At 44.6% G+C, this 12,610-nt stretch carries 11 protein-coding genes and 1 pseudogene; 2 read left to right on the forward strand and 10 right to left on the reverse strand.

The window, feature by feature from the left end; all coding sequences use genetic code 11:
- Positions 1-72: 72 nt before the first annotated feature.
- Positions 73-789 carry a ribonuclease PH gene (rph, locus tag FKQ60_RS10320; protein WP_170906468.1) on the reverse strand — a complete coding sequence of 239 codons (717 nt, stop codon included), beginning with the start codon at positions 787-789 and terminating at the stop codon, positions 73-75.
- 218 nt (positions 790-1,007) lie between these two features.
- Between rph and FKQ60_RS10325 the strand changes: the two genes are divergently transcribed.
- Positions 1,008-1,874 (forward strand): YicC/YloC family endoribonuclease, encoded by an 867-nt coding sequence (locus FKQ60_RS10325; RefSeq protein ID WP_154169528.1) that lies wholly within the window; start codon positions 1,008-1,010, stop codon positions 1,872-1,874.
- Positions 1,875-2,180: 306 nt separating this feature from the next.
- On the opposite strand, the gene FKQ60_RS10330 is transcribed toward FKQ60_RS10325, so the two are convergent.
- Together FKQ60_RS10330 and FKQ60_RS10335 are read right to left on the reverse strand one after the other, a co-directional pair.
- Positions 2,181-3,119, reverse strand: coding sequence for a nucleotidyl transferase AbiEii/AbiGii toxin family protein (locus FKQ60_RS10330; RefSeq protein ID WP_170904871.1), 939 nt, complete (start codon positions 3,117-3,119; stop codon positions 2,181-2,183).
- A gap of 10 nt (positions 3,120-3,129) precedes the next feature.
- Positions 3,130-3,903 (reverse strand): type IV toxin-antitoxin system AbiEi family antitoxin, encoded by a 774-nt coding sequence (locus FKQ60_RS10335; RefSeq protein ID WP_170904870.1) that lies wholly within the window; start codon positions 3,901-3,903, stop codon positions 3,130-3,132.
- Between the two features lie 352 nt (positions 3,904-4,255).
- Here FKQ60_RS10335 and FKQ60_RS17500 point away from each other — a divergent pair, with 352 nt between their 5' ends.
- Positions 4,256-4,573: a DUF927 domain-containing protein gene (locus FKQ60_RS17500; RefSeq protein ID WP_306687624.1), complete on the forward strand. Its 318-nt coding sequence runs from the start codon at positions 4,256-4,258 to the stop codon at positions 4,571-4,573.
- 162 nt (positions 4,574-4,735) lie between these two features.
- Here the strand turns inward: FKQ60_RS17500 and FKQ60_RS10345 are convergent, their stop codons facing one another.
- The 7 genes and pseudogenes from FKQ60_RS10345 to mdtN all read right to left on the reverse strand — a co-directional run bounded on the left by FKQ60_RS10345 (position 4,736) and on the right by mdtN (position 12,486).
- Positions 4,736-5,740: an SEC-C domain-containing protein gene (locus tag FKQ60_RS10345; RefSeq protein ID WP_170906469.1), complete on the reverse strand. Its 1,005-nt coding sequence runs from the start codon at positions 5,738-5,740 to the stop codon at positions 4,736-4,738.
- Positions 5,741-5,822: 82 nt separating this feature from the next.
- Positions 5,823-6,008 (reverse strand): annotated as a pseudogene (locus FKQ60_RS10350) (type II toxin-antitoxin system HipA family toxin); the annotation flags it as partial.
- An 82-nt stretch (positions 6,009-6,090) separates the two neighbouring features.
- Positions 6,091-6,921 carry a siderophore-iron reductase FhuF gene (fhuF, locus tag FKQ60_RS10355; protein ID WP_170906470.1) on the reverse strand — a complete coding sequence of 277 codons (831 nt, stop codon included), beginning with the start codon at positions 6,919-6,921 and terminating at the stop codon, positions 6,091-6,093.
- A gap of 425 nt (positions 6,922-7,346) precedes the next feature.
- Positions 7,347-7,805 carry an ion channel gene (locus FKQ60_RS10360; protein WP_170906471.1) on the reverse strand — a complete coding sequence of 153 codons (459 nt, stop codon included), beginning with the start codon at positions 7,803-7,805 and terminating at the stop codon, positions 7,347-7,349.
- A gap of 181 nt (positions 7,806-7,986) precedes the next feature.
- Complete coding sequence (locus tag FKQ60_RS10365; protein ID WP_212752418.1) at positions 7,987-9,432, reverse strand: TolC family protein; 1,446 nt, start codon at positions 9,430-9,432, stop codon at positions 7,987-7,989.
- 104 nt (positions 9,433-9,536) lie between these two features.
- Positions 9,537-11,438, reverse strand: a complete 1,902-nt coding sequence (locus tag FKQ60_RS10370; RefSeq protein WP_170906472.1) for an FUSC family protein — start codon at positions 11,436-11,438, stop codon at positions 9,537-9,539.
- On the reverse strand, positions 11,419-12,486 hold the full coding sequence (mdtN, locus tag FKQ60_RS10375) for a multidrug transporter subunit MdtN (protein WP_154169561.1): 1,068 nt from the start codon (positions 12,484-12,486) through the stop codon (positions 11,419-11,421). The genes FKQ60_RS10370 and mdtN overlap by 20 nt, the downstream gene beginning before the upstream one ends.
- Positions 12,487-12,610 lie beyond the last annotated feature (124 nt).

Genomic DNA, 12,610 nt, shown 5'->3' on the forward strand with positions numbered 1-12,610 from the left:
CCTAGGACCTTCTTTTCCTAGTTCTAAAAACAGATAAAAAAATAGCCCCCTCAACGGGAGCTACTGACTCAATCATTCCGCTAACGCGGCTTTCTGGGTGGCGACAATATCAACAATGCCTTTTTGCGCCGAGGCAAGTAACGCCAGCAACTGATCATGGCTGAACGGTTCGCCTTCTGCGGTGCCTTGGATCTCGATCATCTTGCCTTCTTCGGTCATCACCACATTCATATCGGTATCGGCGGCAGAATCTTCCACATACTCTAAATCGCACAGGATGTTTTCACCTAAGATACCCACTGATACCGCGGCAACGTGGCTTTTCATCGGATTCGCTTTCAGTTTGCCTTTAGCGACTAAATGCGCGAAAGCATCAGCCATGGCCACACTAGCACCACTGATCGCTGCCGTGCGTGTCCCGCCATCCGCTTGAATCACATCACAATCAACGGTGATCATGATTTCACCCATGGCTTTTAAATCAACCACTGCACGTAAACTACGAGCAATCAGGCGCTGAATTTCCATCGTTCGGCCACCTTGCTTACCATTGGCCGCTTCGCGACGGGTGCGCGAATGGGTAGCTCGCGGCAACATACCATATTCAGCCGTTACCCAGCCTTTGCCTTGACCTTTCAGCCAGCGTGGTACGGTTTCTTCCACCGTTGCGTTACACAGCACTTTGGTATTACCAAATTCAACGAGTACCGAACCTTCAGCGTAAGCCGTATAGTTACGAGTGATTTTAATTGGGCGAACTTGATCTGCAGCGCGGTCATTTGGACGCATGGATAAATGCCTTTTGTGAAGGGAACAACAAGATTGGGGCGAGATTATACTGGAAGTGGCGGTAAAATCCTAGGTGCTAGGCCCATCCCCTTCCTACTTGACGCCGCAGCAGTGCTGGTTACATTCGTTCGTGCTGATCTAACCTAGGATCTCGTCAGTCTTTGCCGTATTATTGAATTATTGCGCTAAAAGCAGATCGACTAACAAAGGATACCGTAATGATTTACAGCATGACCGCTTACGCACGTAAAGAAGTCAAAGGCGACTGGGGCACGGCAGTATGGGAAATTCGCTCCGTTAACCAACGTTATTTAGAAACCTACTTTCGCCTTCCTGAGCAGTTTCGTGGTTTAGAGCCAGTGCTGCGTGAGCGTTTTCGTCAACGTCTTGCCCGCGGTAAAGTCGAATGCCATTTGCGCTATGAAGCCAATCCAGCGGCCAAAAGTGAGCTGAATATTAATGAAGCACTGGCTAATCAAGTGATCAAAGCCGCTAATCAAATCATGCATATGACCGGTGAACTCAGCCGCATCAATCCCTTCCAAATTATGCAATGGCCTGGTGTGATGGAAACTCCTGAGCAAGATATGGACAGCATTAATAAAGCGTTATTGGCCGGTTTTGATGACGCGATTGTGGAATTTATTGATGCTCGTGGTCGTGAAGGCGACAACATGAAAGCGTTAATCGAACAACGTTTGACAGCGATTAGCGAAGAAGTGGTCAAGGTTCGCGCGCGGATGCCAGAAATTCTGCAATGGCAACGTGAACGCCTATTGAACAAGTTTGAAGAAGCAAAAATTGAACTTGATGCCACCCGTGTCGAGCAGGAATTGATTTTACTGGCGCAAAAATCGGACGTGGCAGAAGAGCTTGACCGTTTAGATTCTCACATCAAAGAAGCGCGCAATGTCCTCAAAAAAGGCGGCGCTTGTGGCCGTAAGCTTGATTTCATGATGCAAGAGTTTAACCGCGAGTCCAACACACTGGCTTCAAAATCGATCTCGACCGATATCACGGCTTCAGGGGTAGAGCTGAAAGTGCTGATTGAACAAATGCGTGAGCAGATCCAAAACATCGAATAAGGTTTTTTGAGTGTCTCTAAGCTGACTTAAGTTTACCAAGCCCCTGTAAATAGGGGCTTTTTTGTTTTCAGTGGTTTTCAGGTATAGAAACCGTCGAACAACTGTTCGATGATTGGTATAAAAACGATCGTCAAGTAAGACTGCAACAAGCCGACATACGCCTGATATCAACACATTAAGAAAAATGGCAGAGGAACTAAACTAAATCAGCGCCCATTTGTGGGTCTTTTACTTTTGCTTGGGCGATGAGGTCAGTTAATCGTGACACACCTACTCCTTAGAATTATTGTTAATACTTTTATAAAGTTAATTGGAGTTAGCCTGCTTAAGCCACTCATCAAGTACAAACTCTAATTTAGTTAGCTGCTCTACATGTTTTTCTTGATTCTTAGCTAACTTAGCTATGTTTTGTAGCTTCCAGCGTATAGCTGGCAGTTCTGCTGCATCTGGGTAGTCAAACAGTGACCAATCAGGATTCCCTTGTTTGAATGACAACAAAAATGAGCGATCTTTTTCTGTGAAATGGGCTTGTAGTGCAGCTACCATCGCAGGCCTTGTAGAAATTAAGTCGTTTAACTCAACGGGTTCAAAGGTCATGCCATCGAACTCAGCTTGAAACTTATCATCAAGAGGTTGCCAGTTAGGAGCCATAACCTCATTGATCGGTCTTGGGTGGCTTAGTACGTAAGTAATGAATCCAACAAAGATATCTCGTGAAATACCTTCCTCTGCAAGCAGCATACGAACATCAAACAGGTCGCGAGGGTGCTGGCGATCCATGGCAGCACATAGTTTTCCGCCATAAAGATCGGGCAGACTAACTACAGGAACCTCTGCATAACCAAACTCCTCTTCGACTGATTCTTGGACAGCTAAGCTATCAGGTTTATGCAACGTACCTCTTGCTACCGGAGAGACTTCTATTTTAATTGTTGCATTAGGACTTGTAACAACAATTCGCAATTCATCTAACCTATGGTCCTGCAATACAGCTCGGTTCTCAGGTTCTTTGTTGATTAAATCGGTTATACGTTGCAATGCTGCTTTTACATTTGCTAGAGCTTCATTTCTGGGCTCAAGAGGAAGATAAGCAAGATCAATATCCACAGACAAGCGTGGAAAATCCCTCACAAATAAGTTGATAGCTGTACCACCTTTGAGTGCAAATGAATGCTCTGTTGCAACCACTGGTAACATTCTAATCAGCAGTGAAACCTGCTTGTAATAAGGGCTATCTCTATCCATTGTTTGCGTCTTATTGTTTTACACTTAATATTTCTGGCACAGTGATTTGGTAACGCTCATCAAATCGCCCTTGCTCTACCACCTGACGCTTTCCTGAACCTAATGCGATCTTTGTTTCATCAATGCGCTGACTCCATTGATGCCCATGATAATGACTCAAAAACAAAAACACTCTATTGGTTTGAACCGAGCTACTACGTTCAAGAAGAGATTGCACCTTTCTAGGACTCAAGTTTACAAGGCCTTGAAAAAGCTCTGCTGCATGCTCAAACGAAATTTGCTTCCCGATTGCATCAATAACTTCGTAAGCAGCAAGCTCTGGGCAACTAGCTTTTAGCTCTTTTCCTTTAACCGTAATCACTTTTAGGTCCTTGTCAGAGACAGCTTCAAGCTTATGGTTACCACAATAAAACCAATTTTGATTGGGAAATTCACGAAACCACTTAGGCAATGATTGTTTGTTCTTCACCCCTATCCAAACTTGTTCTTTACTTAGCTGTAAATAGTGACTCAGCCCTTGGTGAGTTAAGCTGCTTAACCCAGCCAGATGAACAGGATGGTGCAACTGTGTGTCCATCGCTTGTAGAGCATCCACCCAGCCAGGCTTAACATCATCTTTTACGCTTGGCCGATAATAAACACCTGAAGACAGCTTCCTAAGCCAACCACTCTGCGCATATTTTTGAGCTAAGGAATAGCTAATTCCGTTCTCAGTCAGCCATTGCTGTAACACAAGGGCTCCAGGATATGCATGGGCGACCAACCAGTTTATCTTGGATGACATTTTAACACCTAAGGTGTGAATATTATACGCAAACCGAACCAGAGGTTTACCCCAAGTGGTATTGTAACACCCTAGGTGTTAAAAAAAAACACAAAGTAAACATAAATCAAAAACACAACATTACTCCATGTCAAGCTCTCTTCAGTACCAAAATGGGCAATTACAGATGCCATTTTTCACCTCAGAAATCGGTACCATCATCACGACGTCGAAATAAATTGAAAAGATCTGAAACTATTGCACTGCAGCCAATCCAATGAGGATTTGCAATGAACGTAATAATCGAGAAACGAGATGAGGGGTTGATGTCTTTACCTGAAGGCGCACCACCAGTACTAATAGCGCAGGGCCTATCTCTGTTAAAGCTCACACGTATGACCCAGAATTTAAGAAAGGATTTGGTATCTTAATTCAATGGTGCTCAAGGGTAGGCGAGCATCACGAACGAGCCTTTAAAATGAAAGATACCCTCGCAGATGGAGGACGCTCTATGATTCAAATACTTGCTGATACTGGCTTATACATACATTACAGGCAGGGTTACTGGAAACACATCATTGACTATATTTTGTCATCATCACCAACAGACACTGTAGTTACGGTTGATCAAATAGGTTCGACCAAATCTTGGTTGCTGTCCGATCTGCTGCTGTGGATGCAACATCAGTAAGTTAACCAAAATTTTTTGGTGAATATATCGGTGAGTAACAAATATTGGTTACTCACCATAATTGATTGAAAGCATTAATTTAAAGGGCATTATCAATGCTATTCTGCGAGCAGATCCAAACGTTCGAATATATGGTATTAATATTTGCTCACGATAACCTTGCTATGTATTTATGGTGAATTGAAAAGTTTGTTTTAACAAAGGCTGTAGCTGAACCACTCTGGCGACGGATTCAGCGTTTATATAACGTCTTGGGTCCATGGTCACAAATCCCCAAAACTGCAAAAATCGCTCAATAAACCTTGATTCAATAAGCATACTTAAGTTTCTTTCTGGCGAGACGTAATCATCTGCAGGGAAGGAGTGTAGTAAATCGGGGAAAGCTATCATCACTTCGTCAATCAGCTGATCGACACTATTGTGGCTTTGAATGCGCCACAGCATAAATAGCCAAAAAGTACGTAAGTCGACATCGAACTCAAAACTGTCCAAATAACCCCAATTATATTTGCTGATGGCGGCTTCTAGCATGGGTTTGAAAAATGCTTGTAGCCCTTGGGCTTGGTATTGTTTTTGCGCCTCTTTTTTCACATGGTAGCGACCGCTGCGTCGGTAAATAATGCCACTAATTTCGGCTAGCACTCTGGTGTAGTGCAAGGCATTGAACTTGTCTTCGTTGCTGCCGGCAAACTCGCTGATGCTTATATAACGTTCGAATTGAGCAACGGCAAACTCAGGCAATAACGCACTGGCCTGTTTGACTAATTTAGTCGGTAAGTTGCCTTTACTTGTGGCTTTGAAGGAGCCTTCTTGGAGCATAGCCTCATCAAGAATGAGGGCTAAATAGCGCATTACAGGGCTGAAAGAAAGATCTTCTGGTGTGCTGATTGTCACCCACTGTAATTGATCAAAAGGCGCGTAAAGCCAATTGGCCATTTGCGTTGGCGTCACACCACAAAAATCGAGATGAGGTTGATTATTGCGATCCTGAACTTTGTGTTGTAAAGCAGTGTTGAGTTCATCAATGCTCAAATTTGGGTTCATTGCCAGCATAGCTTGAGCATCATCGAAGACTTGGGCATGTTGCTTGGAAACGCTGCTCATACAACAACGTTTAAATTTTTTACCACTGCCACAATGGCAAGGATCGTTACGACCGAGCTTCATTGTTGTCCCTTATTATTGTTGTAAAAAAAGCGCTGTGCATATGCAAGCGACCTCAACTGCGATTGCTTCTTAAATTGGTCTATTGAGTGACATAATCAAAACGCTTGAGCGCCAACCAAGCAGACGCACCGCTTGTATTCGGTGCTTTAATGAGCTGCCAAATTGGCGGTTGACACTTAGCTTGCTCAGCCATTTGCAAATACACCGCCTCACACAAACCTTCTTCATCGCCGAGCGCGAGATTTTTAGAGGTAAACTTAATCAGCCAAAAAGCAGCACTAAGATTTAGTAAAAGCCATAGGCAAGTAGTGGGCAAAGTTTAATCCCCCTCATTCTGATCAAACAGCGCACTAACCACAAGCTTTTTGGCCGGCATGCATGCGAGCCTCCCTATCGAGCGGACAATCTGCGCACATTTGAGTACAAGGCAGCTTGTGGCGCAGGCAACACACGATACGCGCGCTTTGCTGATCCTTAAGTCTTAATTTACGCCAAAAGGGATTGATTGTCGGCTGATCATTTACCCTTAATGATAACTCAGGACGAGAGAATATCTCGTTTATCCGTTGATCACGCCAGTTATCAGGGAGTGACAGCTCCCCCAGATACCAATGCACAATATAAGCTTGATGACTAAAATGAAGCTTTGCAGCCACAGGGCTAAGGCAAGTTAAACGCTCGACGATCGGGATGAGCAGTCGTTCGAGTAGCTGCTCCCAACTGGCAAGCTGACTGACGGAAGCAAGATAATTCGTCTCTGGACTAAGCAATAAATAAAAAGTTTCTACTCGACCACTTTCGTGCGCTTCAAAGTACCAATTATCCCAACTGAATGCCGCAGCAATGGCACGCTGAAGCTCACTACCGGGCGGACAACAAAACAGCCACAATAATAAAGGTGGCAGTTGCAGACCAAAAAACCACTGACTCCACATTGAATGTAATGCCCTTGCATCGACTTCTCGCGTTGCCTCTCCAACAACGCTCGCTTTTACTCGATAGCTAAGAGCAAACTGTTCCAACCATGGTCTGTAATGTGTCGCACTGAGCACCGAGTTTAAACAATGAGCATTTGGAGGTAACTGCTGCAAATTATCGATGGCTTTGAAATGCTCAGCATAAAATGCCGCTTTTTGGCTGAGCAAATGGTTGAGCTGGTTAGCTAGAGTGATTATTCCCATGATGGTAGTCCCCCATTGACTTCATTATGTTCATCACTTCGATGATAACTTTTCGCGATTCGCATCCGAGGGATAATCATTGGGCACAGCGCTTCAGGGTCGGACTAACAAGATTAATCGGGGCGTATTTATGTCCATTTTTTGGTTAATTCCTCGAGGGTTTACAAGGCTGAAGTGGCATAACGTCACGCAGGGAAAAACAATAATATCTTCTCCACAAGTGATTCTTTCTCATAGTAGCAACAACAAATTAACACAAACAATAATGCTAATACAAACAATTATCAATCAAACAAATGAGAAGTATAACTGGTCTGATTAGAAGATGGGGCGATAAAGAAGGGGGAAGTGTCACCGAGTAATGATGATATTTTGATGGTAGTACTCAGCGATAAAGCACCTTAAATGATAGTAATTACCTGTTTTTAGAAACTATTTTCCCACACAGTTTGGATTACAAAGAAGAGAAAAGCCGTTGAGCATCCGAACTTAAGTACTCCAGCGATAGCAATTATTGGCCCAATCTGTCGCCAAGGCTTCGTGAGTACAACATCACCATAACCTAGAGTACTGATTGAGGTACCAACAAAGTATAATCCCTCTGTGACCGAAGACACTAATCCAGCCCAACGCAAAAATATCCCCCACCCGACAACCTCAAGTAAATGGGCAAAAAATAGGATCATAAAACAGCATAGGATAATTATCTTTCCTGCGTAGCTCGGGCTAAAGTGCTCAATAAACCAAGGATGAGCTCGTAGAAAATCTCCAGCGACATCAAATATTAACCATGCATGCACATAGAAGAGACCAAAGACCAGCAAAACGGCTAATAAATATATTTTAGCGATAGAAAAAGGCTTAAAACTTTTAATATTGCTCATGTTATTTCTTTACCTATTGTCAAAAATTAATGCGTAAAGCCCTGAATGCTAGAAAGCGATATATTTCAGTAGTAGTTATATTGCCATCTCAATTATCTAAGCGGATGAATAATCTGACTTAAGAAAAAACAGAGATAATCCAATAACAATGGCTATCGTCTTAGAGGCTGCATTTTTAACTTCAGAGCAAGCTCTCGCGCGAAGTCAGTTTACCCATAATAAAAGCTAAGTTAACTGAGCTAATAAGTGTCGCCACATGAGCATCCCCTTGCGCTTGTCGGGCATCAAGTAATGCCGTATCTGCGACTGTGATTGCATCAATCGTACCGATATCATTACGATAAGCGGCAATGGCGGCTTCGTAAGTAATTGACGCAGCTGCAACCAGCTCGGTTGCAGCATGATAGGCTTCATGTGCCGTGCGTAAAGCGTTATGTGCAGCAATAATTTCTGCTACGGCAGCATTTTGTACCCGCTGAAACTCATCCTCAGCAGCCTCAGATCGAGACTTAGCCTCTGTAACCCGCGCACTTCTTAAACCGCCATCATAAATAGGTACGGTTATTCCCAAGAGAACACTGTTCCCAGATCCCTGCTGACTGATTGAGGGAAGACCAGAAATATCGAAATTTCCAGATCCCCAGCTAGCACTTGCACCCAAATAAACCTTGGGTAAGTAACCCGCCTGAGCCGCATCAACACCAGCTTTACTCGCCTGTAAAGCGGCATAACTTGCTGCAACATCAGGACGTTGTGATAAGGCTTGCTGTATTAGCCTATCCATAGGTGTATCAATGGGTTTAGGAAGGGGGTGTTGCGTTATATTAGCAGCATCAACGTTCAATTCGCTATTAACACCGACAATGGCAAGCAGATGATAATAAGCCGTACGCTCATCACCAATAGCCTGAATACGACGAAATTTAGCCTGAGCGACGGCCTGCCGTGCTTGAGCGACATCCATGGTCGTAGCGAGCCCTTGATCCGCTCTTGCTGCAACCGCCGCTTGAATATCTTGAGCGTTGTGTAAGGCCTCCTCAGCAAAACTTCGCCGTTGAATGGCTGCACCATAACCGTAATAAGCTTGAGAGACATCGAAAATCAATTTTTGATGTGTGCCATTGAATAAAATATTTGCTGCTACCGCAACCTGCTGACCTTCCATTGTAAGCGCTTTTCGCTGTCCAAAATCAAACAGAAGCCATTGAAGTGACAGTATTTGTGCGCTGCCTTGTTCTGTATTATCGATATGACGCTGGCCGAAAATTTCCGGTAATGGAACGGTGACTGTCTGAGATCCTCCCACAACACTTGCTGCAATGAAAGGTAAGTAAGTACTTTCGACCATGCCAACCGCAATTGCCGCTTGTCTCGCGCGTTGCCAAGCCGCTCGTGTTTCTGGATTCGTTCGTTGTGCCAAATCAATCAATTCAGGGAGCCCATAGCGTTGTTCAGAATCAATAAACTCATTTTGCCTAAATTGCGCACGAGCAGGGTTTTCGGGAATACTGAAGTCTGGAATAACATGAGTTGGAGTGGGCTGACTATCATCGGAACCAGCCAAATTCCATAATGCGGTTTTATCCTCATCACGTGGTACCCATGGCTGATCCGGAGCTGGAGACACCCTGTGATCCACATTAGATACGCAGCCAGAGACTATCAAAACCATCATTAATACGATGAATGAAGAACAAACACGACATCGCAAATAATATCGACCGTTATTTATCATGCTGCCTCCATAACGTGATCCAGTGAATCAATAAATGATGAGGAAAGATCAGAACGCTCTTTCAATTCAATATTATAAGAACCGGGCTCTCCGGACTTATCTTGAAATCGTAGTGCAAGATCATCAAGTAAATCAGCAAGTGGTCCAAGGTCCGTTTCACCACTCAACCAAATGGCTCTATTGAGCGATTCTATTTCATCCATCGCTTTTTTAAGAGCCGCTTCACGTTTTGGTGGCGGGCGTAACCATTTGGGCTCAAACGGCAATAGACACAACGCTTCATCACATTTTCCGACTAACGATTCTACGGCAGCAGTATGCCCCAAAGCCTGTATGCGTTGATGGGAAGGTAACCTAGCCATCCGAGCCAACTCCGATAGAGCACGAGAAAATAATGTACGGACCTCGCCCTCTAAAGGCGCGGGCCAAAGATGAGAAAAAATCAGATAAACCACAACATTACCGAGCAATATACCAAAAATTCGACCTTGCGCGGTTTCCAAACTCAGATTCGGACCAAAACCCTGCAATACGGTGAGTAGAAAGGCGAGCGCTACCTGAACACCAGCATAAGAACTACGCTCTGGCCCCGTTGAAATCCAAGCGCTAATTAAGCAGCCTAAAAATATCAATACCATTAACGAAGCAATATCATCGATATAAGGTATCACCCAAAAGATAGAGGCAATGCCAAGTGATGCTCCTATCAAACACCCAACAATGCGCAGCGCCAACTTGTGTAAAGTCTCTCCTGTCGTTCCTAATGCTGCTACATAGCAAGTAATCATCGCCGTATGAATGCCTTGCCAATCGATAGCGGTATAGATAAGAAAACAAATCATCGCAGCTAAGGTCGTTTTGAACGCAAAACGAGTGTAGGCAGGATTAGTGAAAGCGTCTGGGGCAACAAATGCGGGCTTGCTTGTCGACACGATTTCAGGCTCACTCGCTCCCGCAAGTAAACGGAGCGCATCCCAGGCCTGCTTCTCTGCTTCTCCCATTTCAGTGTCAAGATCTTGAGTACGAGCAATTGAACATTGGGGAGCCTTCCCCTGAGCAAATGAATCATCAATATCACGAATAGCATCCACTAGAGCGATCCGGCGATCAGCATCCATAGAGGCGGGTAAAGCGGAAACAGCAAGCATGAGTTTAAAACCTGCACGAATATCGGTAGCTATCTGTTGCGCGGCAGAAAGATTAACTAAACGAAGTGCTTTTACAGTAAGCGCTTGCGGCTCAAAGGCACTATTTCCTTCGCGTAGATATTGAAGTAACGCGGCTGAGTCACCGGTTTCTAATGCCTTAATAGTCACGGCCAATCGAGAACGCAATTTATCCCGTAATAGCTGTACTGGTGAAAATCCGAGTAGAAAATTAAAGCCGATCATTAATATCATCGGCATAGCAGCCATTAACCAAGCTTCACGCAGTGCAAAGCTCGCCGCTTCGCCAAACGGTGCCTTAACGATCAAAGTAAGTAAAAAAGCAATGATCAACGCCGCTACGCTACCTTGCTCCCCTAGCTGTGTTGCCGCGCCAAGATAAACCAGCAAAACAGAAGTGACGACAATAGCCGCCATGATATGCATCGTCGAACCATTCGTTAGGTTGATAAGCCAAACCAAAAACGCAATAAGTCCGGGCAATAAGATGAGAAAGCCAAAACCCGTGACAATATTGACCACCGCATCAGGCTTCATTAGAAAGATGACTAGGTAGCAGCTGATCGCAGCTTCAGGGATCTGAAACATCATACCGACCGCAGTTACCAAAGCGCATAACAGTGCAATTCGCCAAGCTAAACCCGCTCGCCCTGGCGCTGACTGTAAATCCTCCAGAGATTGAGACCATAAATACGACATCAACTCGCGAGTATTACTCTTTTGAACGGTCATCACAATTTTCGCTATGCTTGACTACCGCAACCGCTGAAGCCCCTACACGCATCAAAGATGCTGGAGGATTATCGATAATGATTCGTACAGGAAAGCGTTGAACAATCCGTACCCAATTTAATGATTTGGGTACGTAAGGAACATTGCGAGGTAAATTGATCAGCTCTTCAGATATCACTCCCCAACCGATACTATCAACCCGACCGTAAACGGGAATAGAACGATCTGCCAGTATATAAACCTGTGCACAGTTGCCCACAGCAATATGAGCCAGCTCTGTTTCGGGAAAAGTCGCCAAAGCGTACCATTTACGAGTATCAATAAGCGTAAACAGAGACTGCCCGGGAGCAACAATCTCTCCCGTTGAAACCGTGAGACCGACGACAAGACCTTCATGTGGGGCACGTACTTGAGTTGCCGCTAATTCATGCTCAGCAATCGCTAACGCTGCTTGCCGAGCACCAACCAATGCCTCTGACTCATCAAGACTGGTGATCAAGGCTTGAGCCGCAGCCTCTTGATGTATGGCTTGTTCGAGCGTGGTTTGAGCATCATCTCTAGCCGTTCTCGCGTCATCCACTTGCTGCACGGTAACGTACCCCTTAGCCGCTAATGGTAATAGCCGGGCAAGTGCGGTCTCTGCAAGAGAGAGATTGGTACGAGCACGATGAACCTGTTCTGAAGCGATAGCAGCATTGGATGACTCAGCCGTAATTGTTCTACGCTGAGCATCACGCAATGCTTTAGCAAGCTGTAATTCTGATCTGGCTTTATTGACTATTATTTCATAGGGTTTGGGATCAATTTCAAATAACAACTGTCCCTCGTCGACACGCTGATTATCGGTTACAGCAATAGTGATTACTCGTCCAGCAACGATAGAAGCAACGTTAACAACATTTGCACTCAGTACCGCATCCTCAGAAAGAGCTTTATCTGCGCTGTGTTGAAAGTAATACCATCCCGATACAAGTGCGCCAAGTACAACCGCTATCGCCAAGGCAGTACCCACAACACTATATCGACGTGTATAAGCAGAGTTAGACATCACTAAACTCCAAAAACAGTGATCGCTAGCGTCAAAGTAATCATACTCGCAAGCGCGATATAAACGATCGTTCGTAACGGGATGCCTTCATCAACACCAAGTCGGATTAAGACAATACGTATTA

Origin of the sequence: Vibrio sp. A11 (assembly GCF_013048705.1) — a bacterium.
GTDB classification, from domain to species: domain Bacteria; phylum Pseudomonadota; class Gammaproteobacteria; order Enterobacterales; family Vibrionaceae; genus Vibrio; species Vibrio metschnikovii.